The 25792-nt window shown below is 70.0% G+C and carries 27 protein-coding genes; 17 read left to right on the top strand and 10 right to left on the bottom strand.

Annotated elements, in window-relative coordinates; translation table 11 throughout:
* Position 1: 1 nt before the first annotated feature.
* Positions 2-844 carry a hypothetical protein gene (locus AB0E94_RS03135; RefSeq protein ID WP_360321684.1) on the top strand — a complete coding sequence of 281 codons (843 nt, stop codon included), beginning with the start codon at positions 2-4 and terminating at the stop codon, positions 842-844.
* Positions 845-883: 39 nt separating this feature from the next.
* On the opposite strand, the gene AB0E94_RS03140 is transcribed toward AB0E94_RS03135, so the two are convergent.
* Positions 884-2374 (bottom strand): S1 RNA-binding domain-containing protein, encoded by a 1491-nt coding sequence (locus tag AB0E94_RS03140; RefSeq protein ID WP_360321687.1) that lies wholly within the window; start codon positions 2372-2374, stop codon positions 884-886.
* A gap of 127 nt (positions 2375-2501) precedes the next feature.
* Between AB0E94_RS03140 and AB0E94_RS03145 the strand changes: the two genes are divergently transcribed.
* Both AB0E94_RS03145 and AB0E94_RS03150 read left to right on the top strand, forming a co-directional pair.
* A complete protein-coding gene (locus AB0E94_RS03145; protein ID WP_360321690.1) occupies positions 2502-3200 on the top strand; it encodes an alpha/beta hydrolase in 699 nt (232 codons plus the stop codon).
* A gap of 35 nt (positions 3201-3235) precedes the next feature.
* Positions 3236-3454: a hypothetical protein gene (locus AB0E94_RS03150; protein ID WP_360321693.1), complete on the top strand. Its 219-nt coding sequence runs from the start codon at positions 3236-3238 to the stop codon at positions 3452-3454.
* A gap of 134 nt (positions 3455-3588) precedes the next feature.
* Here AB0E94_RS03150 and AB0E94_RS03155 read toward each other — a convergent pair whose 3' ends face one another.
* The 3 genes from AB0E94_RS03155 to AB0E94_RS03165 all read right to left on the bottom strand — a co-directional run bounded on the left by AB0E94_RS03155 (position 3589) and on the right by AB0E94_RS03165 (position 6287).
* A complete protein-coding gene (locus AB0E94_RS03155; RefSeq protein ID WP_360321696.1) occupies positions 3589-4284 on the bottom strand; it encodes a class I SAM-dependent methyltransferase in 696 nt (231 codons plus the stop codon).
* Positions 4285-4446: 162 nt separating this feature from the next.
* Complete coding sequence (locus AB0E94_RS03160) at positions 4447-5703, bottom strand: MFS transporter (RefSeq protein ID WP_360321699.1); 1257 nt, start codon at positions 5701-5703, stop codon at positions 4447-4449.
* Positions 5703-6287, bottom strand: a complete 585-nt coding sequence (locus tag AB0E94_RS03165; protein WP_360321702.1) for a helix-turn-helix domain-containing protein — start codon at positions 6285-6287, stop codon at positions 5703-5705. The genes AB0E94_RS03160 and AB0E94_RS03165 overlap by 1 nt, the downstream gene beginning before the upstream one ends.
* Positions 6288-7016: 729 nt before the next feature.
* Here AB0E94_RS03165 and AB0E94_RS03170 point away from each other — a divergent pair.
* From AB0E94_RS03170 to AB0E94_RS03210, 9 genes are all read left to right on the top strand, one after another.
* Entirely contained in the window at positions 7017-7913 is an 897-nt protein-coding gene (locus AB0E94_RS03170; RefSeq protein WP_360321705.1) for an alpha/beta fold hydrolase, read from the top strand.
* Positions 7910-8929 (top strand): VOC family protein, encoded by a 1020-nt coding sequence (locus AB0E94_RS03175; RefSeq protein WP_360321708.1) that lies wholly within the window; start codon positions 7910-7912, stop codon positions 8927-8929. The genes AB0E94_RS03170 and AB0E94_RS03175 overlap by 4 nt, the downstream gene beginning before the upstream one ends.
* The gene (locus tag AB0E94_RS03180; protein WP_360321711.1) at positions 8926-10524 is read left to right on the top strand and encodes a bifunctional 3-(3-hydroxy-phenyl)propionate/3-hydroxycinnamic acid hydroxylase; all 1599 of its coding nucleotides are present in this window, start codon (positions 8926-8928) and stop codon (positions 10522-10524) included. The genes AB0E94_RS03175 and AB0E94_RS03180 overlap by 4 nt, the downstream gene beginning before the upstream one ends.
* 23 nt (positions 10525-10547) lie before the next feature.
* The gene (locus AB0E94_RS03185; protein ID WP_360321902.1) at positions 10548-11333 is read left to right on the top strand and encodes a fumarylacetoacetate hydrolase family protein; all 786 of its coding nucleotides are present in this window, start codon (positions 10548-10550) and stop codon (positions 11331-11333) included.
* Complete coding sequence (locus AB0E94_RS03190; protein ID WP_360321714.1) at positions 11330-12250, top strand: acetaldehyde dehydrogenase (acetylating); 921 nt, start codon at positions 11330-11332, stop codon at positions 12248-12250. The genes AB0E94_RS03185 and AB0E94_RS03190 overlap by 4 nt, the downstream gene beginning before the upstream one ends.
* Positions 12247-13263: a 4-hydroxy-2-oxovalerate aldolase gene (gene dmpG, locus AB0E94_RS03195; RefSeq protein ID WP_360321717.1), complete on the top strand. Its 1017-nt coding sequence runs from the start codon at positions 12247-12249 to the stop codon at positions 13261-13263. The genes AB0E94_RS03190 and dmpG overlap by 4 nt, the downstream gene beginning before the upstream one ends.
* A 34-nt stretch (positions 13264-13297) precedes the next feature.
* The gene (locus AB0E94_RS03200) at positions 13298-13927 is read left to right on the top strand and encodes a helix-turn-helix domain-containing protein (RefSeq protein ID WP_360321905.1); all 630 of its coding nucleotides are present in this window, start codon (positions 13298-13300) and stop codon (positions 13925-13927) included.
* The gene (locus tag AB0E94_RS03205; RefSeq protein ID WP_360321720.1) at positions 13924-14958 is read left to right on the top strand and encodes an amidohydrolase family protein; all 1035 of its coding nucleotides are present in this window, start codon (positions 13924-13926) and stop codon (positions 14956-14958) included. The genes AB0E94_RS03200 and AB0E94_RS03205 overlap by 4 nt, the downstream gene beginning before the upstream one ends.
* Before the next feature lie 201 nt (positions 14959-15159).
* On the top strand, positions 15160-16809 hold the full coding sequence (locus tag AB0E94_RS03210; protein WP_360321723.1) for a hypothetical protein: 1650 nt from the start codon (positions 15160-15162) through the stop codon (positions 16807-16809).
* A 10-nt stretch (positions 16810-16819) separates the two neighbouring features.
* Here AB0E94_RS03210 and AB0E94_RS03215 read toward each other — a convergent pair whose 3' ends face one another.
* Together AB0E94_RS03215 and AB0E94_RS03220 are read right to left on the bottom strand one after the other, a co-directional pair.
* Positions 16820-18346 carry an FAD-dependent monooxygenase gene (locus AB0E94_RS03215; protein ID WP_360321726.1) on the bottom strand — a complete coding sequence of 509 codons (1527 nt, stop codon included), beginning with the start codon at positions 18344-18346 and terminating at the stop codon, positions 16820-16822.
* Positions 18347-18430: 84 nt separating this feature from the next.
* Positions 18431-19051, bottom strand: a complete 621-nt coding sequence (locus AB0E94_RS03220; protein WP_360321729.1) for a helix-turn-helix domain-containing protein — start codon at positions 19049-19051, stop codon at positions 18431-18433.
* A gap of 78 nt (positions 19052-19129) precedes the next feature.
* Between AB0E94_RS03220 and AB0E94_RS03225 the strand changes: the two genes are divergently transcribed.
* Together AB0E94_RS03225 and AB0E94_RS03230 are read left to right on the top strand one after the other, a co-directional pair.
* On the top strand, positions 19130-19543 hold the full coding sequence (locus AB0E94_RS03225; protein ID WP_360321732.1) for an NUDIX domain-containing protein: 414 nt from the start codon (positions 19130-19132) through the stop codon (positions 19541-19543).
* Positions 19544-19647: 104 nt separating this feature from the next.
* The gene (locus tag AB0E94_RS03230; protein WP_360321735.1) at positions 19648-20655 is read left to right on the top strand and encodes a DUF808 domain-containing protein; all 1008 of its coding nucleotides are present in this window, start codon (positions 19648-19650) and stop codon (positions 20653-20655) included.
* A gap of 56 nt (positions 20656-20711) precedes the next feature.
* Here AB0E94_RS03230 and AB0E94_RS03235 read toward each other — a convergent pair whose 3' ends face one another.
* Both AB0E94_RS03235 and AB0E94_RS03240 read right to left on the bottom strand, forming a co-directional pair.
* Entirely contained in the window at positions 20712-21125 is a 414-nt protein-coding gene (locus AB0E94_RS03235; RefSeq protein WP_360321738.1) for a hypothetical protein, read from the bottom strand.
* The gene (locus AB0E94_RS03240) at positions 21122-21301 is read right to left on the bottom strand and encodes a hypothetical protein (RefSeq protein WP_360321741.1); all 180 of its coding nucleotides are present in this window, start codon (positions 21299-21301) and stop codon (positions 21122-21124) included. The genes AB0E94_RS03235 and AB0E94_RS03240 overlap by 4 nt, the downstream gene beginning before the upstream one ends.
* Before the next feature lie 173 nt (positions 21302-21474).
* Here AB0E94_RS03240 and AB0E94_RS03245 point away from each other — a divergent pair, with 173 nt between their 5' ends.
* On the top strand, positions 21475-22236 hold the full coding sequence (locus AB0E94_RS03245; protein WP_360321744.1) for a hypothetical protein: 762 nt from the start codon (positions 21475-21477) through the stop codon (positions 22234-22236).
* 31 nt (positions 22237-22267) lie between these two features.
* Here AB0E94_RS03245 and AB0E94_RS03250 read toward each other — a convergent pair whose 3' ends face one another.
* A complete protein-coding gene (locus tag AB0E94_RS03250) occupies positions 22268-23650 on the bottom strand; it encodes a helix-turn-helix transcriptional regulator (RefSeq protein WP_360321908.1) in 1383 nt (460 codons plus the stop codon).
* Between the two features lie 159 nt (positions 23651-23809).
* Between AB0E94_RS03250 and AB0E94_RS03255 the strand changes: the two genes are divergently transcribed.
* Positions 23810-24394: a hypothetical protein gene (locus AB0E94_RS03255; RefSeq protein ID WP_360321747.1), complete on the top strand. Its 585-nt coding sequence runs from the start codon at positions 23810-23812 to the stop codon at positions 24392-24394.
* A gap of 6 nt (positions 24395-24400) precedes the next feature.
* Here AB0E94_RS03255 and AB0E94_RS03260 read toward each other — a convergent pair whose 3' ends face one another.
* Entirely contained in the window at positions 24401-24850 is a 450-nt protein-coding gene (locus AB0E94_RS03260; protein ID WP_360321750.1) for a hypothetical protein, read from the bottom strand.
* Between the two features lie 35 nt (positions 24851-24885).
* Here AB0E94_RS03260 and AB0E94_RS03265 point away from each other — a divergent pair, with 35 nt between their 5' ends.
* The gene (locus AB0E94_RS03265; protein WP_360321753.1) at positions 24886-25518 is read left to right on the top strand and encodes a metal-dependent phosphohydrolase; all 633 of its coding nucleotides are present in this window, start codon (positions 24886-24888) and stop codon (positions 25516-25518) included.
* Positions 25519-25792: the final 274 nt, after the last annotated feature.

The following is a 25792-nucleotide window of genomic DNA, read 5'->3' on the forward strand; positions in this document are numbered from 1 at the left end:
CATGAGCGTCGGCTACCGCCTGTCGGCCGCGGACATCGCCGTGACCTGCCGCGCGTTCCTCGACGGCCCGCCGAGGCAGCCGCTGCGCCCCGGCCGGCCCGGCCGGTTCCTGACCGTGATCGCCGCCGACGGGCACCCGCTGGCCGACGTCGGCCGCGCCGTCGAACGGACCGTGTTCGAACCCGCGTTCGGCAACAACGCCGACGTGATGACCAGCGAATACGGGCCGTACGAGGATCGCAGCCGGTTCTTCGTCGTCCTCGACCGGCAGACCGGCCTGCCGGCCGGCACCACCCGGGTCATCGCCGGCACCGGCGACGAGGTCAAGACCATCGCCGACGCGCCCGGCCACATCGGCCGCAGCGTCGAGGAGATCCTCGACGCCCACGGCATGCGCGGCCAGACGATCTGGGACTTCGCCACCGTCGCGGTCCTGCCGCAATACCGGGGCCGGCGGTACGGGCTGACCGTCAGCTCCCTGCTGTACCGCACGTTCGCGGTCGCCGGGACCCGCGCCGGCGTCGAACACGCGGTGGTCATGCTGGACGTCCGCGCGCACCGCAACATGACCCTGATCGGCAACCGGCTGTACCCGCTGGCCGGTTCGGCGCCGTTCGCCTACCTGGGGTCGGCCGACACCCGGGCCCTGTACGCGCGGATCCCGGATTTCGTACCCGACATGACCCGGCAGGCCGCGGCGCTGCTCGGTTTCGGTGGCCGGCATGCCGGCCGCATTCCCGGCCAGGGCTGGCGCAAGCCCCTGGCCCGGCTGGTGGCGGCACGGGTCGCCCATCGCATCGCCACCGGCCGGACCCTCGACGAGAACATCGTCTACGCCACCTGACACGTCGGTTTCGTTCCTGATCGTCGCTGGTGACGGCGGTCACCGGCCGGCCTGCCGTTGTGACAGGGCGATGCGGCGCCGTACGAGATCGACATCCATGATCTTGACGGTGAGAACGTCGCCGACCTCGATGGCGTCCGGTGGCGACTGCTCCAGTTCGTCGGTGTGGACGAGTCCCTCGAAGCCGTCCTCCCGGGACTCGATGCGGACGAAGACACCGAACGGCACGATCCTGGTGACCGGCCCGGTGACCAGCTGCCCGACCCGTTGCGCCACCTGCGGCCACGGGTCTTCCTGCACTGCTTTGATCGACAGTGGCACTCGCTCCCCGACCATGTCGACGTCGAGGATCTCAGCGGTGACCTGCCGGCCGACGCTGACGACGTCGGACGGGTGGTTGAACGGACGCCAGGACAACTCCGGAATGTTGATCATCGCGGTGAAGCCGCCGATGTCCACGAAGGTGACGCCGAAACCGGCGATGGACGTCACCGTGCCGGTGACGACCTGGCCGCGCCGCAGGGTCTTCAGGAACGCCCAGTCCCGGTCGCTGGGTGTCGGCTCGGTCTGCCAGCGCGCGCGGAGCACCCCGTCGCTGTCGGGCAGGACAGCGGTGAACAGCGGGAGATCCTCACCGGCGTACCTGGACACGACGCCGGCGGCACGCGCGCCGGCAAGCTGGGAGGTCACGTCCTCGAACCGGGTCTCGTCCACGACTGTGCTGGTGACCTGCCCGTCCTCCTTCTCCCAGACGATCTCCACCAGCCCTTCGCCGGGCAGGGCGGCCACGGCCGTGTCGACGTCGGTGAGCAGGTCCGGCCAGACGGACAACTGCGCGCGTGGGGTCAGCCGGGAGCGCACGGTCTCGATGTTGTCGCGGCTCAGGCGGTGCCATCGGGAGGCGCCGAGGGCGAAGGTCTCCTGCAGGAACGTGGCACGGTGGGCGCTGACGGTCCAGCCGAGGCGGGCCCAGAAGTCGGCGTCAGCAGGGCGCTGCACGTATGCCGGGTCGTCGGGGGCGAAGTCGTACGGCGATGCGTCCAGGCGTTGCGTGAACAGGCCGAGTGCCCGGGCCCGGGTCAGCGCGGCCTCGCAGGGCCGGCTGCTGCCTAGGTAAAGGTACTGGTCCCAGCCGACGTGGACGGTGAGCTCTCCTTCCGCTTCCAGGCGGCACCAGGCGCCGTTGTCGCGGAGCATCGCCCGGACGATTGCCACGCCGACACCGATCGGCACCAGCGCCCCGTCGTGGAACCCGGCAGGACCGGCGGGAAACAGGCCGGCCAGGCCGTAGCCGTCGACCGGTGCTTCCAGGCCGAAGCGGGCGAAGCCGCCGAGCTGCGGCTCGCGGATGGCCAGCTGTTCAACGCCGCTGTCTTCGGCGAAGGCGGCGACGGCCTGCAGGTAGGCGGATTCGACCGGCCCGTGGTCGCTGATCGTGTCCTCAGCGCCGACGTAGTGGCCGTGCTGGTCGCGGTCGGCGGGGTCGTACTTGGTGACCTGATAGACGTAGGGCAGCACGTCATTGCCCACCGGGGAGCCGGCCGACGCGCTCGCTCATGGCTGGAGCGTACAGATCGATCATCGAACAGCCTGAAATGAGACGCTGCCGGCAGATGCCTCGACAACGGACCGCAGCCCGCTGATAGCGTTCGCGGACATGCAGTCGCGGATGATCCCGGTACGAACTGCGGCATTGCACGTCGGCGTGACCGGCCATGGGCCGGACGTCGTCGTCCTGACCGGCGGCCCCGGGTGCGTGCAGTACCTGGAGCACGACGACCTCGCCCCGCGGGGCTACCGCGCCTGGTATCCCGAACCACGCGGCGTCGGCCGATCGGGCGGCGGCCCCCACACCATGCAGAAAGCGATCGCCGACCTGGAGGAGATTCGCACAGCAGTGAGTGTCCGCACCTGGATCGTGGTCGGCCACTCCTGGGGTTGTGACCTCGGCGTGCGCTACGCGGTGGAGCACCCGGACGCGGTGGCCGCTCTGGTCGGCATCGCCGGACGGGGGCCACAACGTGACCGCACGTGGTCCGAGGCTTACGAGGCCGGCAAGCCCACGCAGCCCGTGGTCGAGATCGAATACGCGCCTGACGTGCATGCGGCTCTCGGCGCGTCGTTCACCGACTGGATTCATCGACCTGACCTCTGGCGTGGCCTGGCCACCTGCCAGGTACCGATGCACTTCATCGCCGCGGGCGGCGACATTCGCCCATCGTGGCCTCTCGAGCAGCTGGCCGCGCTCGTTCCGCACGGACGTTTCTCCACGGTGCCGGACGTCCCGCACGACTTCTGGTTCACTCACCCCGAGCTGTGGGTTCGCACCGTCACGGACGCCTGCTCTTCCCGGTGAGGGCTCCCCATAATCCTGGCGGAAAAGCAACGGATATGGCTGTCCAGGGCAAACGCGGTCCTTGCTCCTGGTCGACGCCTGAACTCTTTGGCGGCCATGCCTCCACCTCACTGATCAAGTCGTCGTACCTATCGATTGCCCTCGCCGCCGCCGGGGGCGTCGAACTCGCGCCGACCCCGCGCAGCGGGCACTGGCCGAGGTACGCCAACCCCGTCGCGATGTGGAACCGCATCGCCACCTTCCACACCACCTGACCGGCGGCACCCGCCGCCGAAACCCGAGAAGGTCACCATGCCCACCCATCGCGCGGCCTTCATCACCACCGTCGCGCTGCCGGCCATGCTGCCCGCTTCGGTTCCAGCGTTTCGGGCTGTGCCGGTTGAGTTCCTCACTGATGAGCAGGCGGCCGGCGTCGCGCCAGGAGCAGCGTCGTGTGGATCATGATCGGCACCTCGTCGGTGAACAGCGTCGCCCATGCCGCTAGCAGTTCCTCGCGTACCGGCGGCGGCAACATCCGGAATTGCGACCTGGTCCGGGCCAGATCCAGGTAGTCCGCCTTCGGCATGTTCCATCGGCGCTGGTAGTGGCGGCTGGTGAGGTTCTCGAACGCGGTGATGCCGGACAGTTCGTCGCCGGGCCAGCGATGCCACACCTGTTCGGCGGTCACCGGCTCGTCGTTGATGACCACCGAGGGAGCATGCTCGGCGAATGTCTGCAGCATGCTCGTCCGCAGGGCGGGTGTACTGATCCGCTCGGTGTTCCAGAACAGGGCCAGCGTCGCGCCGTCCGCGAGAGCGTCCGCAGCCAGTGACCAGCGCGTCTCGGGCACGGTCCAGTGCCATGCCTCCGCACTGAACAACAGCCCGAACCGCCGCGTGGGACGGAACTCCTCAAAGCTGCCGCGTACCACCTGCACGTCCGGAAACCGGGTCACCCGCCGGGCGAGGACCTCGGCCATGGCGTCGTCTGGCTCCAGGGCGACGACGGGCAGACCCTCCCGGGCGAACATCTCGGTGGCCCGGCCGGTGCCCGCTCCGACGTCCAGCGCCCACCGGCCGCCGATGTCCGGCTGGCTGAACCTCATCACGTCACCGAACAACTCAGCGGGGTAAGCCGGACGCACACGGTCGTAGTCGTCGGCAACCTCGCCGAAAACCCGAGCAGGATTCCGAGCCTCCACCAACGCAGGATATAGATGAATGCCAACGAGCCGTCGCGTCCCCGCCCGATGACATCCTCCGTTGAGTCATCGCCGGCTTGGCTGATCGCTCAGCGACGACAATGCCCGGAGACGTGGGATCGGTGATCTGAACAGCCAGAGGCACGACAGCATCCCACCGGCGGCGGCGATCAGCAGGGTGGGCCGCAGCCCGAGGCCGCTGCCGAGCAGGCCACCGATCATCGCGCCGACCGGGCGGGCGCCGTAGTTGATGGTGCCGAAGACGCCGGAGACGCGGCTGCGCATGTGATCGGCGATGACAGCGGTCTGGACCGAGTTCAGGTTGATGTCGAAGAGCATCACGCTCGCGCCGGAGACCGCCTCGGCCACGGCGATGGTGGTGGCGATCAGCCAATGCGGGCCGTCGGCCAGGGCGATCGCCGCAGTCGGGGCGGGGAAGAGGACCGCGCCGACGACGATCATGCGGCCCACGCCGAACCGTGCCGAGAGCCTCGGCGCGATCACCGCGCCGACGACGGCACCCGTCGCACCGATACCGAACGCTAGACCGATCAACCCGGCCGGGAGACCCAACTCGCGGCTGGCGTACAAGATGACCAGCGCTTGAGCGATGAAACCGAAGAAGTTGACGGTCGTGACGCACGCGAGCGCGGCCCGCAGATAAGAGTGGCCGAGTACGTAGCGCAACCCGGCACCGACATCTGCGGCCAGCGACGATCTTTCACCGACCGGTGTCGGCGCCGCCGTGATGCGGCCGATGAACAGCGCCGAGACCAGGAAGGAGACCGCGTCGATGACGATCGCGACGGGAGCTGTCAGCGCCTGGATGAGGAACCCGCCGGCTGCCGGGCCGACGACGAAGGACGCCGATCGGCTGGTGCTCAGTTTGCTGTTGGCGTCGACGTACTGGTCGCGGTCGACCAGGGTCACGAAGAACGAGGAGTACGCGCAGGAGAACAGCACCTGGCCGGCCCCGGCCAGTAGCGCTACCGCGAAGAGCTGGGCCAGGCCGAGAAGGCCGCACCAGTAGGCGATCGGCAGGCTGAGCAGTGCTGCGGCGCGGAGCAGATCGGCGCTGACGAGCAGCCGTTTGCGATGGGCTCGGCGATCCACCCACGTCCCGACCACGGCCGAGAGCAGGTTGGGCGCCCAGATGGCAGCGGTCAGCAGGCCGACCTGGGTAGGCGTCGCGGCCAGCATGGTGACCGCGATCAGCGGCAGCGCCAGCTCGCTGATGCGGTCACCGAAGTGCGAGACGGTCTCGCCGGCCCAGAAGGCGGTGAACCGGTTGTTGCGCCACAGCGAGGTCGTGGCCGCTGTCATCACTGCGCCTCCGGAAGGTAGTGGCGCAGCACGCGGACCCGGCGGGCGTCTGGGGGAGTGTCGTCGTCAGAGCGCTGCGCGTAGTGAGCCAGTAGCTCATCCATGTCGCGTTGGAGCTTCTCGAGCTCGCCGGCAGTCAGCCGGACACCGGTATTGGCCATCCCTGCCAGGCGTCGCCACGTGTGGTCGAGTTCCGGTTCGGTCGCCGCCCACCAACGTTCGACCTGCTTACGGCCGTTCTCCTCCATCTGGGATGCCAGCATCCGCATAGCGGTCTGCGACTCTTGACCTTCACCGAGTTCGAGGGAGAAGCCGCGGGCGGCGGCCTTCCAGTACCGCTGCCGTCCGTCGCTCGGCACCTCGCCGGGGTCTGCGTCCATGACCAGGCCGAATGTCGCGAGATGCCGCAGATGCCAGCTGGTCACTGACGGCGTCGCCCCGACATGAGCGGAGAGCTGCGTGGCCGTCATCGGCCCATTGCGCTGCAAGAACGTCAGGACGGCAAGGCGTACCGGATGGGCGAGCGCCCGCATCGCTTGTGGATCGGTGATCGCGGCATCACCAAACGGATTCGTGAGAGACATCTCTCGAGAGTAGTCTCTCACATTGCGGACGTAAACCTACATGGATGCGAAGCAGAGCACAGGCTGCCGTCTACGCGCAGTGAACCGCGCGGGTCTGCTCCGGGTCCCTTCGCCAAATCCGGCCGCGGCGAAACGCCAGGAGAAGCCGTCTCTCAGAACCACTGTCGCGAGCACCAGCCTCGCGAATTATCAGATTACTGTTACCGGCAATCCAATAATCCTTGAATCGGACATATTGGACGTACATCATAATGCCTGTTATGGGCGCGCGACGGGGCTCACGATTCTCGCCGGGGCATCCACCAAGGGCCCCGGCTCCGCGGACGTGGGGTTTGATACTGGGGGAGAGCGCCCATCCAACTGTCGCGAGTTCCCACCTCAACGAGTCGCCGTTGCTAACGGTCAGCCGACCACGGCGACCGACGTGCCCTGAACGTGTCGACGCCCCAAGGTCATCCGTAGCGCCAGTTCTCGTTCCGATGCCCCTCGGCGGCCTGGCCGACCGGGGTCGGCGCCGCAAGGCCAAAGCGGACCTGCAGCGCGGCATGAACGAAGGGCAGGTTCACTGCTCCCGGCGCTGAAATCGCTCTGCTGACGTCTGGCGGGGTGTTGCTTGGTTGTCGGTCGAGAGCTCTTGACGGTCTCCGTAACGCCACCTTAACGTAGCGATCATTCCAACTGTAGTGACCGATACAGCAACGGTTGCGCGGGCTCGTGAGGAGGCAATGGATGCTCCAGGCAGACACGACCGATCTGATACGTACGCAGTCCACGGTGCGGGCCGGTGCCCGGGACATCTTCCTGACCGAGGTCGTCCCAGCCGCCGGGCCGACCCGGGAGCATCCGCTGGTCCTGCTGCACGGCGGCGGGCCGGGCGCGACCGGGGCCTCGAACTACGGGCGCAACATCGACGTGCTGGCCGCGGCCGGCTATCGGGTGCTGGTGCCGGACATGCCCGGCTACGGCCGCTCGTCGAAGTCCCTCGACCACAGCGACCCGTTCGGGGACCTGGCCGTCTTCGTGCGCGCTCTGCTGGACACGCTCGACATCGACCGAGCGCACCTGGTCGGTAACTCGTACGGCGGGGCGGCCGCTCTGCGGCTGGCGCTAGACCGCCCGGACCGGGTCGCACGGCTGGTCCTGATGGGCCCCGGCGGGATCGGCACCACCCGGGCGCTGCCCACCAAGGGCCTCAACGCGCTACTGGGCTACTACGGCGGTGACGGCCCGTCGCGTGACAAGTTGCGCAGTTTCCTGCGCGACTACCTGGTCTTCGACCCGTCCGGGGTGCCCGACGAGCTGATCGATCTGCGGTACCAGGCGAGCATCGACCCCGAGGTGATCGCGAATCCGCCGCTGCGGCGTCCGGCCGGCGCCGCGAAGGCGTTGCGGACCCTCCGGCGGATGGATTTCACCCGGGACCGGGCCCGGGTGGCGCGCTGCCCGGTGCCGACCCTGGTGGTCTGGGGCGCCGAGGACAAGGTCAACCGGCCCTCCGGCGGCCCGTGGCTGGCCCACACCATGCCGCACTGCGACCTGTACCTGCTGGCCCGCACCGGCCACTGGGTGCAGTACGAACAGGCCGACCGCTTCAACACGCTGCTGCTGGATTGGCTGGCCCGGTGACGGCGCGCCCGGACATCTTCGGCGCCGCCCGGCTGGGCTACCTGGTCGTGCAGTCGCAGCGGCTGACCGACTGGAACCGCTTCGGCGCGGACGCGATCGGCCTGCACGTCGACGAACTGACCCGCGACGCCCTGCGGTTCCGGCTCGACGACCGGCAATGCCGGTTCCTGATCCAGCGCGGCGACGCCGAGGACGTCGTCGCGACCGGCTGGGAGATCGACGACCACGGCACCTTCGACGAAATCCTGGGGCGGGTCACCGCTGCCGGACTGCCGATCACCGAAGGAACCGCCGAGCAGGCCGCGCTGCGCGGCGTCGAACGGCTGTGGCGTTTCCCCGGGCCGAAGAACGTCACCACCGAGATCTTCACCCACGCCCGTACCACCAGCGCACCGCTGCGGATGCGCAACACCGCGTTCGTCACCGGCCGCTCCGGGATGGGGCACGTCGCGATCACCACCACCCGGCCCGAGCAACTGCACACCTACTGGAACAACCTGCTCGACCTAAGGCTGTCCGACCGGATCACCGAGCGGATCGGCCCGGCCAAACTGAAGATCCGGTTCCTGCGCAGCGGCCAGCGCCACCACTCGGTCGCGCTGGCCAACGTCGCCGGCCTGCGCATGGACCCGATCCGCACCGCCGTGCAACACGTCAACATCGAGATCGCCACTCTCGAAGACCTGCTGGCGGCGTTCCACCGGGTCACCGACCTCGGGTTCGCGATGGCCTGGTCGATCGGGCAGCACACCAACGACCGCGAGCTGTCCTTCTACAGCGTCACCCCGTCCGGCTTCGAACTGGAAGTCGGCTGGAACCCGGTCGTGGTGACTCCTGAACTCGAAGCCACCTGGGAACCCAGCCACTACGACGGCATCTCGATCTGGGGTCACACCGTCGTCGGCAACCAGGTGGCAACGCTGATGAGCCGATTCCAGGGCGCCGTGCGCTCCCTGCGCGAACGCGAGGCCACCGTGCCCGCCCTGTCATCGATCCCCCGGGGAGCACACCGATGAACCACTACGACGTCGCGGTGATCGGCTACGGCCCGGTCGGCGCCACCGCCGCGAACCTGCTCGGCCGGCTCGGCCTGCGCGTGCTTGTCCTGGAACGCGACCCCGACATCTACGCCCGCGCACGGGCCATCTCCACCGACGAGGAGGTCATCCGGATCTGGCAACGCGTCGGCCTGGCCGAGCAGTTGACCGCCGACATGCTCGCCGACCTGCCGCTGACCTTCGTCGACGCCGCCGGCCGCACGTTCCTGCAGTTCACCCCGCAGACCTACGGCAACGGCTACCACCCGCAATGGTTCATCTACCAGCCGGCGCTCGAACGCACCCTGCGCGAGGGCGTGCGGCGCTACCCGAACGTCGAGGTGCGCCTCGGCCACGAATGCACCGACCTGCGCCAGGACGCCGCACACGTCACCGTCACCTTCCGCGAGGCCGACGGCGAGCAGCAGACCGCGTACGCCACCTACGTGATCGCCGCGGACGGCGGTTCCAGCCCGACCCGCACCCGCCTGGGCATCGGTTTCGAAGGACGTACGTACGAGGACCGGTGGGTCGTGATCGACACCAAGGTCATCGAGGCGTGGCCGGAGATCGGTCGGCTGCGGTTCCACTGTGACCCGGCCCGCCCGGCCGTGGACTGTCCCACCCCGCTGGGACACCACCGGTGGGAGTTCCCGGTCCTGCCCGGCGACGACGAGACCTTTCTGACCAGCACCGACGGCGTCTACCAGCTGCTGGCGCGGCATGGCATCAGCAGCGCCCAGGTCGAGGTGCTGCGCGCCGTGGTCTACAGCCACCACGTCCGCTTCGCCGCCCGCTGGCGCAGCGGACGGATCTTCCTGGCCGGTGACGCCGCCCACGTCATGCCGCCGTGGATCGGCGAGGGCATGGCCTCCGGCGTACGCGACGTGGAGAACCTGTGCTGGAAACTCGCCACCGTCCTGGCCGGTAACGGATCAACCGAAAGCATCCTCGGCTCGTACGAGACCGAACGCATGCCGCACGTGCGGGCGATGACGAAAGCCGCAGTAGCCGTCGGACGGATCATCACCGAACGGCGACGCCACATCACAGCCGTCCGGGATCCCCTTGTACGCACCGTGATGCGGCTACCCGGCATCGGGACCTTCCTGCAGAACGGCAGTTGGTTCCCGACCACCCGCTACCGCGACGGCCTCCTGGCCAATTCCGGACCCCGGCGGGCGATCGGCGCCCACGCACCACAGCCCTGGGTGCTCGACGAATACGGCCACCGGACCCGGCTCGACGACGCTCTCGGCCACCTCGGCTGGGCCGTGCTCCAGATCGGACCCGGGCCCCGCGCCGGGCAGCAGGCCTGGCGCGACGCCGGCGTGCGCGTCCTCGACCTGCGCGCGGCCGGCTCCGACCCCGGCCCCGGCGCGCTGGTCGACATCGACAACGTCCTGATCGACTGGGCCTTCGACCGGAAAGTCACCGCGCTGGCGCTACGCCCCGACGCCATCGTCTACGCCGCCACCAGCCGCGGCCGAGAGCTGCCCCCACCACCAGCGCCGCAGCTCCCACCGCTGCGCCTGATGACCGAACAGCCCGAGCAAGAGGTGCCGACACCATGACCTTCGCGACGATCACCGACGAGATGCGTGCCGCCGCCGATCGGCTGCGGCACGCCGCCCGGACCCGCCAGCCGTGCCGGCCGGTACGCGAGTTGCTGCACGACCCGTCGGCCGCGGCCGGATACGGCGTGCAGTCCCTTCTCACCCGCCACGCCCTGGCCGCCGGGCGCACGATCACCGGCCACAAGATCGGACTGACGTCGGCGGTGGTGCAAGCCCAGCTCGGCGTCGACCAGCCCGACTTCGGGGTTCTGTTCGCCGACATGTCCTGCCCGCCGGACACCCCGATCTCCTACGGCCGGCTGATGCAACCACGCATCGAGGCCGAGATTGCGTTCATCCTCGCCGATGGTCTCGACCGCGGCGACATCGACGAGACGATCGCTCGAGCCGCCGTCGGCGTGGCTGTGCCGGCGCTGGAGATCGTGGACAGCCGGATCGCCGGCTGGGACATCACCATCGCCGACACCATCGCCGACAACGCCTCCAGCGGCCTCTACGTGCTCGGCACCACCCACACGCCCCTGGGTGGAATCGACCTGCGCGAGGTCGGCATGCAGATGACCGATTCCGCCGGGACGGTGGTCAGCGCCGGGACGGGCTCGGCCTGCCTGGGCGACCCGATCACCGCCCTGGCGTGGCTGGCCCGCACCGCCCGTGAGCGGGGCACCCCACTGCGCGCCGGAGACGTCGTGCTCTCCGGTGCGCTCGGCCCGATGGTGCCGGTGACCGGCGGCTCGAGCTTCACCGCGACCCTGACCGGCCTGGGCAGTGTCCACGCGCGATTCACCGACGGGAGCGACCTGTGACGAAAGCTGCGATCATCGGCTCGGGCAACATCGGCTCGGACCTGATGCTGAAAATCCTCCGTCTCTCCGGCACGCTCCAGGTGGGCGCGATGGTCGGCATCGACCCGGGCTCCGACGGCCTGGCCCGCGCCCGCCGCCTGGGCATCCCGGTCACCGCCGGCGGCGTCGACGGGCTGATCGGCCTGCCCGGCTTCGACGAGATCGAGGTCGTGTTCGACGCCACGTCCGCCAAGGCCCATCGCGTCAATGCCGCGCGCCTCGAACCGTACGGAAAGGTATTGGTTGATCTGACTCCGGCGGCGATTGGCCCGTTCGTGGTGCCCGCGGTCAACCTCCATCGGCATGCCAGGGCCCGCAACGTCAACATGGTCACCTGCGGCGGGCAGGCCACCATCCCGATCGTCGCCGCGATCTCCCAGGTCACGCACGTGCACTACGCCGAGATCGTCGCTTCCATCGCCTCCCGCTCAGCCGGTCCCGGCACCAGGGCGAACATCGACGAGTTCACCGAGACCACCGCCAAGGCCATCGAGGTCGTCGGCGGCGCGGACCGTGGCAAGGCGATCATCGTGCTCAACCCCGCGGAACCACCGATGATCATGCGGGACACCGTGCTGTGCCTGACCGGCGACGCCGATCCGGCCTCGATCCGCGCGAGCATCGAGACGATGGCCGCTGACGTGGCCGGATATGTGCCCGGATACCGGCTCAAACAGGCCGTCCAGATCACTCCGGTCGATCCCGGCGAACCGCTCACCACGTTGGTCGGTGACGCCCGGCCCGTGTGGAAGGTCGCCACCTTCCTGGAGGTCGAAGGCGCCGCCCACTACCTGCCCGCCTACGCCGGCAACCTCGACATCATGACCTCCGCCGCGCTGCGCACCGGCGAACTGCTCACCGCTGGGATCGTCGCATGAACACTCCGCACCTCTACATCCAGGACGTCACCCTGCGCGACGGCATGCACGCCGTCCGGCACCGGATGACCCCCGCCCAGGTCGCCACGATCGCCGCCGCCGCCGCCGCGGCCGGGGTGGACGCCATCGAGGTCTCCCACGGCGACGGTCTCGCCGGTGCCAGCCTCACCTACGGGCCGGGCAGCAACACCGACTGGGAATGGATCGCCGCGGCCGCCGAGGTCATCCAGAACGCCGTGCTGACCACCCTGCTGCTGCCCGGCATCGGCACGGTCAACGACCTCCGCAAGGCCTACGACCTCGGCGTCCGGTCGGTGCGGGTAGCCACCCACGCGACCGAGGCCGACATCGCCGCCCAGCACATCGCCACCGCCCGCGAACTGGGCATGGACGTCTCCGGCTTCCTCATGATGTCGCACCTGGCACCACCGGCCGAGCTCGCCCGCCAAGCCCTGCTCATGGAGTCCGCCGGCGCGCACTGCGTGTACGTCACCGACTCCGGCGGCCGGCTGACCATGACCGGTGTCCGCGATCGGGTCCGCGCCTACCGCGATGTCCTCAAACCCGAGACGCAGATCGGCATCCACGCCCATGAGAACCTCTCGCTGTCGGTCGCGAACTCCGTGGTCGCCGTCGAGGAAGGCGTCACCCGCGTCGACGCCTCCCTGGCCGGGCAGGGCGCCGGCGCCGGGAACTGCCCGATCGAAGCGTTCATCGCCGTCGCCGACCTGCACGGCTGGAAACACGGATGCGACCTGTTCACCCTGCAGGACGCAGCCGACGACCTCGTACGCCCAATGCAGGACCGGCCCGTGCGCGTCGACCGCGAAACCCTGACCCTCGGCTACGCCGGCGTGTACTCCAGCTTCCTGCGCCACGCCGAACACGCCGCCGCCGAGCACGGCCTGGACACCCGCACCATCCTCATCGAGGCCGGCCGGCGGGGCCTGGTCGGCGGCCAGGAAGACATGATCGTCGACATCGCGCTCGGGCTGACCCAGAATATGGAGTGACCACTACAGCAACGACGGATAGGACGTGACCTTCATGGGTGAGCCCCGCAAGCAGCGCGCCAATGGCATCGAGTCGCGGCGGCGCATCCTGGACGCAGCCGTCGAGATCGCCGGCGAACGCGGCTACGAGGGCACCAGTATCGCCGCCGTCAGCGCCCGCTGCGGGCTGCCTGCCAGCTCCATCTACTGGCATTTCAAGGACAAGGACGACCTGATCGCCGCCGTCATCGAACGCAGCTTCGACGCCTGGCTCAGCGCGATGGACCTGCCCGGCGAACACAGCGGCACCCCCCGCGAACGGGTCGAACAGATGGCCGCCAGCGTTGCGAAATCTCTGGTCGACGCGCCCGACTTCCTACGGCTGGGCCTGATGCTCGCCCTCGAACGCCGCCCCGAGGAACCCCGCGGCCGCACCGTGTTCCTCCAGGTACGCCAGGTGGCACGCCGCAGGGTCGCCGAGATCACCGCCGCCCTGCTGCCCGACCTGGACGACGCGTCGATCGACCTGCTGGCGACCTACGCCGTCGCCGCCGCCGACGGCCTGTTCATCGCCCACCAGACCGACCACGACGCCATCGACCTGATCGGCCTTTTCGAACTGCACGCCCGCCTGCTCTTCGACGCCGCTCTTCGCCTGACCGACCCGGAGAGACCACACCCATGACCACCCGCATCGACGTCCACCAGCACTTGATCCCCGGCTTCTACCGCGAAGCCCTCGCCGCTGCCGGCATCGGCCAGGCCGGCGGCCGTGACCTGCCGGCCTGGACCCCACAGGGTGCCCTGGAGCTGATGGCGACCCTGGGCGCCGCCACCGCGATCCTGTCGATCTCCACTCCCGGCACCGGATTCCTCGACGACCCCGACGCCGCAGCGGCCATGGCCCACCGCCTCAACGAATACTGCGCAGCCCTGACCGCCGAGCATCCTGGCCGGTTCGGCTGGTTCGCCACCCTGCCGCTGCCTGACGTGGCCGCCGCCCATACCGAAGCGGCCCGGGCGCTGGACGCCGGTGCCGACGGTGTGGTCCTGCTGGCCAACAACCGCGGCAACTACCTCGGCGCCCCCGGCCAGGACGATCTGTTCGCCGAACTCGACCAGCGCGGCGCCGTCGCGTTCATACATCCCGCCGAACTTCCGGCACCGGCCGTGGACGGACTCCCGCCGTTCGCCGCGGACTTTCTGCTCGACACCACCCGCGCCGCCTACCTGCTCGTACGGCACGGCATCGTGCGCCGCTACCCGCGCATCCGGTTCATCCTCAGCCACGCCGGCGGCTTCGTCCCCTACTCCAGCCACCGTATGGCCCTCACCATCGCCGCCGACACCGGCCGCAGCCCCCTCGACGTGCTCGACGACTTCCGCGGCTTCTACTTCGACACCGCCCTGTCCTCTTCACCCGCTGCCCTGCCGACCCTGCTCGCCTTCGCCCGCGAAGGCCACGTGCTGTTCGGCAGCGACTGGCCGTTCGCCCCCGCCGCCGCTGGGCAGTACTTCGCCAACGGCCTGGACACCCACCCCGGCCTCAGCCCCGCCGGCCGCGACGCCATCAACCACGGCAACGCCGCCGCCCTCTTCCCGCGCCTCGGGCGCACACCCACGCCCGTTGCCGCGGCCTCGGCCCGTGACCGGATGCGCGCCGCGGTCCAGCACAGGGCGGCGCGGGCAGTATTCCGGCTCGTCCAGCCGCGATAGCTCTCGGCCCACGAGCCAGCTCTACTGCGGCGCCGGCCCGGTGAAGCCGTCGGCCCCGACGAGCGAACCGACCCGAGGCGGGGTGGCCGGGCCCCGGTAGGCCGAACCGGGGCGGGGTGCCGGTTCTGCTAAATGCGGTTCGCCCGGAGCCGATCGTGCGGCGCGCCTGTCCGTGACCGACCTGAAGGACGAACCGACCCGATGCCTCTGAGTTCCCGCCCGGCAGCAGCCGCACTGGCCACCGCCGGTGTCGTCGCCGCCACCCTGATCACGGCCGGCCCGGCGCACGCCGCCGCGGCCGTGACCGACGTCCCCACGAAGCTCACGACGCTGGCCGCGCCGAAGAGCATGGCCGCCGCGAACGGGCGGCTGTTCGTCTCCGACGGCAACACCGTCGCCGTCCTGGGAACCGACGGGGTGACACAGAAGAGCATCACCGCGATGTTCGGGGCCCGTGACGTGCTGGCCTCGCCGTCGGGCGACCGGGTCTATGTCGCGCTCAGCCAGGCCGGCGCCATCGCCGTCATCGACACCGGCACGCTCAGCGAGGTGGCCCGGTACGCGACCGGTGAATGCCCGGTGCACCTGGCGTTCGCCGGGTCCCGGCTGTTCTACGGCGCCGGCTGTGACCAGTGGGACGGCACTCTCGCCTCGGTCGACGCCGCCACCGGCGCCGACCCGCAGACGGTGCAGACCGAGCGGATGTCGTCCGCCCCGCTGCTCGCCGGAGCCGGGAACACCCTGGTCGCGGGCGTGGCCGGGATCAGCAGCGGGCCTGTCTACACGTTCGCCGTCGATGGGGCCGCGGTCACCGCGCTGGCGCACAAGGACACCAGCGGCTTCCTGGACCGGGTCGACGTCAGCCCGGACGGCACCAAGGTCGCGGTGGCCGGCGGCTCCGACCACCTGGCGCAGTACGACGCGGCCACCCTGAGCATGGCGGGGTCGTACGACACCGGCACGTGGCCGGACGACGTCGCCTACTCCCACTCCGGCACGATGATCGGTGGCGGGGTCGACAGCACCTACGGGCCGGGTGGCAACCTCGTCGCGTACAACGTGGTCGACGGCAGCCCGGTGCTGTCCGGTAACGCTCACCCGAAGGCCGCCTACAACCGGCCGGGACCGGTCTCCGGCACGCTGACCTGGTCGGCTGACGACTCGCGGCTGTACTCGATCATCGACGACTTCACCGGCCAGGCCGCGCACCCGCACTTCTACTATCTGGCGATCGGCTTCGAGACGGTTGCCGCCCAGGCCCCGACGACGACCAGGCTGAAGCTCGCCGCGCCCGCGAAGGCCGGCGGCAAGGTCCGGGCGACCGCCACCGTGGCCGGCCGCCCGGGTGTCCCGGTCCGGTTCGTGCGCAGCAGCGCGGCGGGGGAGCTCACCATGACCGCCACGACGGACGCGGCGGGCGCCGCCACCGTCGCCATGCCGGCGCCCGCCGGTGGGGTGGTCACCGCCTACTACGACGGCGACGACAGTTTCGCGCCGTCGTCGGCCTCGGCCGGCTACAAGACCGTCACGAAGGCCGGGGTCACCCTGTACGGCCAGTACAAGACGGTGCGCAAGGTCGCCTACTTCCACGCCCCGAAGGACGTCGTCATCAAGATGGCGGTGTCGTCGCCGGTGCCCGGCCGCAAGGTCACCGCGCTGCTGCAGGGCCGCGCCGGTGGCAAGTGGAAGACGCTGCAGAAGAAGAAGTTCACCCTGGACGCCTCCGGCGGCTACTACATCGGGCTGCGCTCGGCGAACAAGAACGTGCAGTACCACCTGGTCGTCAAGTTCGCCGGCGACGCGTACGGCAAGAAGTCCTCGGCCACCGGCCGGACCTTCGTCATCGGCTGACCGGTGCGGGTCAGGGCCGGTTGCGGCCCTGACCCGCACCGGCGGCCGGGCCGCCGAAAAAACGGGTCAAGGCGCTGCGCAGCGTTGCGGCGTCGCCGGCGGACCACGCCACGAAACCATCCGGGCGTACGAGCAACGCGCTCGCTGTCGTGCCTTCCAGTTTGCCGGTGACCACGTCGACCCGGTCCCGCCATGGCGCGGCGGTCTCGGCGAACGTGGCAGTGGAGTCCAGCAGCAGCGGCCGGGCGGTGCGGGTCAGCTCGGCCAGGCGGACCGGGCCGTGCTCGCCGTGCACGATCACGTCGGGGGCGGTGCGCCCGGCCAGCGGGTCGGCCGGCTCGGCGGGGTAGCTGACGTCGGCGCCGGACATCAGCGCGGCGATGTGGCCGGTGACCTCGGGTTTGCGCAGCAGTTCGGCGAACAGCTGACGCAGTCCGGTGATCTCGTCGCCGGGGCCGATCAGCGCCGACTGGGCCTGGGTGGACATCACGACCCGTTCGGCGACCGGCCGGCGTTCGGTCTCGTAGGTGTCGAGCAGTCCGTCCGGCGCCCAGCCGTGAACGGTGGCGGCGAGTTTCCAGCCCAGGTTGGCCACGTCCTGCAGACCGAGGTTCAGGCCGGGGCCGCCGATCGCCGGGTGTACGTGTGCGGCGTCGCCGGCCAGCAGCACCCGGCCCGACCGGTAGCGGTCGGCGATGCGGGTGTTCCCGCTGGTCAGGCGACGTAGCAGGCCGGGGCCGTCGAGGGCGAGCGGCAGGTCCGCGCCGAGCACCCGGGCCGCGCTGGCACGTAGTTCGGCCAGGTCCATCGGGGTGTCGTCGGTGACCGGGGTGTCCGGCCACTCCTTGGTGCTCAGGATCGCCGGGCGGCCGGGGAACGGGGCCCAGGTGATCAGGCCGTGCGGGGTGCGGGTGTGCTGGAACGGGGTGAGCCGTCCGTAGCCGGGGATCAGCAGGCCGCCGGTGTCCGGGTCGAGGTGCGAGGCGGGCACCGTCACGGTGGCGGTGCGTGAGACCGACCGGTCCTCGGTGACGCCGGGAAACCCGATGTCGGCGAGCCTGCGTACCGTGCTGTGCCCGCCGTCGGCGCCGACCAGGAAACGGCAGCTGAGTTCCGTACCATCGCTGAGGTTGACGTTGACCTGGTCTTCGTCCTGATGGAATCCGGTGACCCGGTGGCCGCGGCGGATGTCGACGCCGAGTTCCGTGGCGCGGGCGGCGAGAGTGGCCTCCAGCCGGGCCTGCGGCACGCCGATGACGTAGTGCGGGTTGTCGGCGAGCATCGTGAGGTCCAGCGGGAACGCGCCGAACGTGAACGACGGCAGCGGGGCGGGCGGGTTGCTGTCACCGGTGAGCCGGGTGTACAGGCCGCGCCGGTCGAGCAGCCGCACGACCTGGCCGACCAGGCCGTTGGCGCGGGGTTCGCCGGTCGGGGTGTGGTGGCGTTCCAGGACGACCGGGTGGACGCCGGCGAGGGCGAGTTCACAGGCCAGCATGAGGCCGTTGGGGCCGGCTCCGGCGATCAGTACATCGATCATGTTCGTGGTCCTTTCGGGGCGTGCGTCATCGCCGCTCGGCCGGCTCGATCTTGTGAAGCGGTGAGAGCGGTGAGAGCTGCTTTGTCAGCGGGGTGGCGCCGGGAGGCCGGCGGCGATCTGGGTGAACGCGTCGGTGATCAGCTGGTCGATCGCCGGCGGCGGGTCGGCGCTGTCGAGGTAGTGCTGCATGGCCACGGCGACGGCGGCGCTGGCGGCGGCCGCGACCAGGCGCGGGTACATGTCGGTGGTCAGGTCGGTGCCGGTGCGCTCGGCGACCGCGGCGGCCAGCTCGGCCTCGGCGGTCGCGACGGCGCGCAGCCGCTCGCCCTGGAGGGCGGGCTCGGCGAGCATGGTGCGCACGCCGGCCACCCACTGCGCGTGGCCGGGTGAGGGCATCGCCTCGACCTCGGGGCCCCGGGTGAACTGGGCCAGCGCGGCCACGGTCAGGGCGGTCCAGAGCGGCTCGCCGGCGGGACGCTCTCGCAAGGCGGCGGCGGTGCGGAGGCTGCGGTCCAGGTGGCGCGAGGCGATCGCCTCGGCCTTGCTGGAGAAATAATTGTTGAACGTACGCGGGGAGACGCCCGCCGCCTCGGCGATGTCCTCGACGCGGACATTGTCGTAGCCACGCTCGGCGGTGAGGTGGATGGCGGCCCAGCCGAGCGCCGCCCTGGTCTCGGCCTTCTTGCGCGCACGCAGCCCCGTCATGCCCCCACGCTAGCATTAGTTGCGTGACACGCAAAGATGCGTGCCACGCAGAATTCGTCGGGCTGGTTGAATCCTCTGGTGAGCTTGATTGACAAGATCGCCTGGATTCAGGTGGACGACGGCGCGATCCTCAGCACCCGATCGGCCGGCCGGGACGTCTACTACCTGCCCGGCGGCAAACGGGAACCGGGCGAGAGCGACCTCGAAACCCTGGTGCGGGAGATCCGCGAGGAACTCAGTGTGGCCATCGTGGCCGGCAGCCAGACCCATGTCGGCACGTTCGAGGCGCAGGCGCACGCGCATCCGGCGGGCACTGTCGTACGGATGACCTGCTACACCGCCGACTTCCACGGTGAGTTGCGGGCCGACAACGAGATCGAGGAGGTGGCCCGGCTGACCTATGCCGACCGCGACCGGGTGTCGCCGGTGGATCAGCTCGTGTTCGACGAGTTGTACCGGACCGGGCTGCTGCGCGCCGACTCTACGACGTAGATCGGTTTGTGCTGTCGCTAACCCAGGGTGGGTCATGCGCGGTTGGCCCGCCTGGACGAGAATGACCCTGCACGAAAATTATCCGACTTGAAGGGACCTCTTCCTTGAGCGCTGGACTCGCAGCCCTGCTGGACGATATCGCGGTGCTGGCGCGTGCGGCCGCCGCGTCCGTCGATGACGTCGGGGCCGCCGCCGCCAAGGCCGGGGCCAAGGCCGCCGGTGTGGTCATCGACGACGCCGCCGTCACCCCGCAGTATGTGCGCGGCCTGGCCGCCGAGCGGGAGATCCCGATCGTCAAACGCATCGCCGTCGGCTCGCTGCGCAACAAGTTCCTGATCATCCTGCCGGTGATCATGGTGCTCAGCCAGTTCCTGCCGGTGCTGCTGACACCGCTGCTGATGATCGGTGGCGCCTACCTGTGTTACGAGGGCGCCGAGAAGATCTGGGAGAGGATCGCCCACGCCGACCACGCCGACGACGGCCAGGAACGCGTCGACGAGAAGACGCTGGTGGCCGGCGCGATCCGCACCGACCTGATCCTGTCGGCCGAGATCATGGTGATCTCGCTGAACTCGGTGGCCAGCGAGACGTTCTGGTACCGGCTGATCATCCTGTCGATCGTCGCGGTGCTCATGACGGTGCTGGTGTACGGGGCGGTCGGCCTGATCGTCAAGATGGACGACGTCGGCCTGCGCCTGGCCGAGAAGCCCGGCAAGGGAGTCGCCAAGTTCGGCCGTGGCCTGGTCAAGGCGATGCCGAAGGTGCTGACCGCGCTGAGCGTCATCGGCACCGCGGCGATGCTGTGGGTCGGCGGGCACATCCTGCTGGTCGGGGCGGACGACCTGGGCTGGCACGGGCCGTACTCGGTCGTGCACCACATGGAGGAGGCCGTCCACGACGCGACCGGTCCGCTCGGCGCGGTGTTCGGCTGGTTCACCAACACCCTCGCCAGCGCGGTCGTCGGCCTGTTCATCGGGGCGCTGATCGTGGCGTTCATGGCGGTCACCTTCCACCGCAAGTCGCACTCCAAGACCCCGGCCGAGGGCGCCGAGGGTTCAGCTGAGGTTTCCGCCGAACCCGAGCCGTCCGCCGAACCCGAACAGACCAAGTAACCGGACGGACAACGGCCCGCCACCGACCACGGTGGCGGGCCGTTGTCCGTCCAGAGTCAGATCGGGTAGATGGCCACGTCGTGCCCGCCGTACGCCTCCGGGATGCTGGTGACGATCGCGGCGTTCATGGTGGTGGCCTCATACAGGACCTGAGCGGCCATCAGCGGGCCGATCAGTGCGGTGTGGACCGGGTGATTGCGCATCCGCGGCCCGGCGAGGCGGCCGACCTCGACCGCGACGTGCTGGCTGAGATCCAGGGTGCGGATGCCGGGGAACCCGAGAATGTGATCCCACAGCGACGAGGTCACGTCGAGTGCCGTCTGGGCCTCGGCGATCGCCAGGGTCGGCACGATCAACAGGACGTCACCGGCTGCTGCGGTGTCGAGCAGCGCCATCATCTCCGGGTGCCCGGAGAAGACCTCCACCAGCGCTGACGCGTCGAGCACCCGTGGGCGGCTCAGCGCGGTCACGCCGCGCGGCGCTTACGCCTGGCGATGATCGCGGCGACCTCGTCGTCAGCACGGCGCATCTTCTCCTGGAAGGCGCGCTCCTCGGCCTCGTCGAACGGCTTGGGCTCGGGCAGCCCGAGCAGGGCCGCGAGCTGCCGGCTCGGCGGGACGTCGGCGGTGTCGGGTTCTTCTGGCACGCCGCGATTCTATCGACGCTCCGGTGCCCCGGACAGGGCCCGATCACTCTCCGGGGTGATGTCGGATGACATCAGTTGTCGATCGACGAGGTTGGGGCTCGTTCGTACAGTCGGCGCGTGAACCGGATGCGGGCTTCTCGGCGATAGAGAAGGTACGGACGGGGGTGACGCCGATGGCGATCGTGACACTCGGAGCCGCGGTGCTGGTGTATGTGGCGTTGGCGGTGGCCTGGCGGGTGCGTGACCGCGTCGACCGGGCCGCGGCCGCGGTGCTGCCGTCGATCGAGATCGACCCTTATCACGTGCGGGCGACGGCCGGTTCGCCGGCGGACATGGATGAGGCGGCCGCGGCCTCGTTGCTGCTCGCCGGTCGGGTCACCGTCGACGAGCAGGGGCTGCTGTCGCCGGCCGGCTACGACGAGGAGCCACCGGCGCATCCGGTCGAGGCGGTGCTGATGGATGCGCTGCACCGGGGTGAGCGGCCGCTCGCGCTGCGCCGGTTGCGGTCGTTCACCGCCGCCGACGAGCGCACTGCGGCGTTTCTGCGGGAGCAGGACGCACGGGTGCCGCGGTGGGCCGACCGGGAGGGCGACGCGCTGATCACGACGGCGGTGCTGACCGGTCTGGCGCTGGGGTTCGCCGGGCTGGCGCCGTTCCTGCTGCTGGGTGAGGACCATCCGGGCGGGTTCGGGTTCGCGGTGTTCCGGCTGATCTGTTTCGGGTTGCCGCTCGGCTTGGTGCTGGCGTTCGTGGCGGTGCAACTGTGGCCGTTACGGCACGACTACTTCCAGCGGCACTGCGCGCAACTGCCACCGCATCCGGCGTTGGAGGCCCTGGACACCGAGCAGCGCAACCGGCTGCGGGCCAGCGTGCAGTATGTCGACCCGCCCGACACCCACCAGGAGAGCTGGGCCGACAGCGGCGGCGCCTTCTGACCTGCCCGATTCTGGGACGGCACGGAAGAACTCAGCCGAGTGCGGCGACGGCCTCGTGCAGTTCGTGTCGGCCCGGGGCTGTCGGAAAGCGGGCCGCCAGCACGGTGTCGAGGGTGCGCAGCTCCGTGCCGATGCGGGCCGAGCCGGTGAACGCGGCCGCCGTGGCGCTGCGCAGCCCAAGCGCGATCGCCCGGTCCGGCTCAGGGTCCTTCGTGGCGAGCACCGTGTTGGCAAGTTTGGCCAGCAGGTGCCCTTGGTCGCGGCGCAGGTGATCGCCGGTCGCCTTGATCTTGTCTTCGAGGATGCGGACGGCGGTAGCGGCCTGCCCGCAGGCCCGGTAGCCGCCAGCGGACTGCTCCTGCAGCACGTCGAGATTGTATTGGTGCAGGTAGACCGGCGCAGCGGGGTCGTGGTCGGCGGGGTGCTCACGCAGGAGGGTGGCAGCGTCCTCGATCTGCCGCTGGAATTGGGTGGCGTCACCGTAGAGCGCCCAGCCGCGGGCCTGTTGCTGCGCGGCCAGGGCGTGCAGCCGGGGATGGGTCGCGCCGGGCACCTTGCGGGCGCCAGCCGCCAGCTCGATGACTTCACGAGGGTCGTTGTCCAGCAGTGCGATGTTCGACTTGCGGATCATCAGGTACGCGACCATGGTGTAGTCGCCCGCGGCCTGCGCCCATCCGGTGGCACGGTCGGACCAGTACCGGGCGGCCGTGGTGTCGCCGAGGTCCTGCTGGAGCCAGCCGGCGAACTCGGCGTATTGGGCCAGCAGCCGTAGCAGCGCCTCGGCGCTGTCTGGTGAGGCAGTGCGCCGCAGCCGGTCGAGCACCCGGACCTGGGCGAGGGCGGTGCCGAGCAGCTGCCGCGGGCCCATCATCTTGTCGGCGGTGAAGTGCTCGGTCAGCAGCCGGGAGAAGTAGCCGAGCACCTGTGTGTCGACCGGATACTGCTCAGCGATCACCTTGGCGACGCGGTCGGCCTGGTCCGGGTCAGTGACCCCGGCGGGCAGCGCCGTGCGAAGCAGGCCGGTGGCCAGTAGTTCGCCGAGCTGGCGGCGGGACAGCTTCACCTGCACCGTCCTTCCGTCCGGTGTGCACATCTGCAAGGTCACGCTATCGCTGGGGCCATCATCGACGCGCAAGCCGGCCAGCGGTAGAGCCGTACGCCCTTTCTCGGACGGCACCTGTGCGGGGGCCAGTGAGCGCAGCAGCGTGAGCAGGCCGCCGGCGTGCAGCGCGGTGTCGATGTCCTCGACCCAGTCGGCGGCGGGCAGGTGCTCGCCGTGCTCGGCGCGGCTGAGCCGGGTGTGGTCGTAGCAAGCCTTCGCGGCCAGAGCGCGCAGGCTCAGACCGGCCTCGGTGCGCAGGTGATGCAGGACCACGCCGAAGACGTGGCGTACGGCGTCGCTGTCGGCGTCCATCACCGGCCGCCCCCTCGGAATCCGTTGCCTCCGATGTTGCCGCAACACCGGAGGGCTTCTCAACCCGCAGCCGTCCGATGACGCTGAGTGCATCGGCCGCCGACGTACTCACGCCGGACCGGCCGGATCCTCTCCCCATTTTCTGGAAGGAGCACCGCTATGACCACCGACCTGGACATCCCGGCCGTCGGCGCCCGGGCCGCGCAGATCCTCGCCCAGATCGAGGCGCACCCGCTGTACACCCACCTGACCGAGAGTTCGCTGAAGTACACGTGCTGCTGGTTCACCACCACGGGCTACGCCACGATCAGCGACTGGAACGTGGAGCAGGATTCGCCGAAGCTGGCGATCGAGGGTCTGCGGGTGCTCGCGCTCAAAGCAGCGGTGCTGGAGGCCACCGGCGACGAGGACCGCGCCGAGTTGCTGGTCGCCGCGCCGGTCGACGAGATGGTCCACGCGATCCTCGCCCAGTGGAACGTGATGACGAGGATCCAGGAGGACCTCGGGGTCCGGTTCAACCACGCCACCGACCTGGAGGAGTCCGGCTACGAGGTCGGCGGCGAGACCGACCAGCTGTACGCGGCCGCGGGCTGGGGTCCGAAGCCGATGCGGTACTGGTTGCCCACCAGCGAGGTCAACCGCCGTCTCGACGTGCTCGGCCGGCTGTACGAGTCGATCGGTATCCACGGCCACGGCGCCTCGACCCGGATCAACTTCGACGGGCCGGTCCCGGCTTCGGCCTGACATGGTTCAGGCCCGGGTCAGCTCCCGCGACATCACCTTGCGCATCGCCTTCACCACGTCGCGGGAGGTGAACCGGGTGGCGGCCTCGCGTTCGGCGCGGGCGACCGCGCCGAACATCCGCTCGGCCGGAACGCTGCGCAGTATCGCGACCAGCCAGCCTTCGAGGTCTTCGAGGCGCTCCGGCAGCTCCAAAGCCTCCGGCGTCGGTGCCGGCGCCGGGCTGTCGAGGTCCGGCACCGGCACCCCGGCCGACTTGTACTCGCCGACGGGCATCCCCACCCGGTACGGGTGCACACACACCGGCACACCGTCCGGATCGGCCCGCCAGCCCAGCTCAGGGCGGTACGGGTACCGCGGGCCGGGCCGGGCCAGCACGTCGAAAGTGCCCGGCCCCAGAACCTGGGCCGGGCACACCGCGCACGTATCGGCCTCCCAGCGAGGCAACGGACCCGCCATAGCCCGCATGGTAGCCACACGCAGAGAGGGTCGCCATGACCGTATTGTCCAATCCCCGCCATCCGCTGGTCGTCGCCGCCTACCGTGACGCCCGTGCCCTCTACGGCGATCACCTGATCGAGGGCCGGCCCGCCCTGGCCCACTCCGCTGCGGTCGCCGCGGCACTGGTCCGGCATGTGCCCGATGTCAGCGCCGAACTCACTGCCGCGGCGCTGCTGCACGATCTGCCCGAGTTCGCCCCGGCCGGCGTCGACGCGAAAGCGTTCCTGGCCGCCCGGTACGGCGAAGAAACGGCGCACGTCGTGCTGGCACTCGCCGGCGAGCACCAGGCCCTCGACCGGCCGGACCCGCTGATCGAGACCGGCGACTACCCGGTCCTGCTGCTGTCCACCGTCGACAAGACCGTCGCCTTCGCCTCGAACATCCGAAGGGCCGAGCAGACCGGCGATGCGCCCGCCTACTTCGCCGCCAAGACCGCCCTGGTCGGGCTGCTGGACTACTTCCGCCGCTACCACCAGGCCGGCATCGGCCTGCTCCCGGTGACGCTGACCGACGGATACGGGCACGTCATCGCCCAGATCGACGCAGCGCTCGCCGCGCACCGCGCCCGGCACGCGACACCCGGCAGCCCCGGGAATGCCCCGTTCGCAGCCAACAGCGGTTGGTGAAACACCGGCCGGCCGTTCCCTGTGGGGCCTCCTGCGGACCGGGCGCCCCACGGGGAAGGCATCCGGCGCCTTCAATGATAGGAAGGCCAGCGGCGATCCGGTGTTCAGACCGATCGTCGCGCAGATCGACGACCCCGTTGGGCTCACACTGACCGCGACGAGAGGGGCAACTACCGCGACGAGGCCCCGATCAGTCCTGTTCATCGGGGTCGCTCTGGTCCGGATCCGGTAGCGGACGCCACACGCCGCCCAGTTCGGGCAGCCGGAACGAGTG

The sequence above is a fragment of the Actinoplanes sp. NPDC026670 genome, assembly GCF_040638175.1.
In the GTDB taxonomy this organism is placed as follows: Bacteria; Actinomycetota; Actinomycetes; order Mycobacteriales; family Micromonosporaceae; genus Actinoplanes.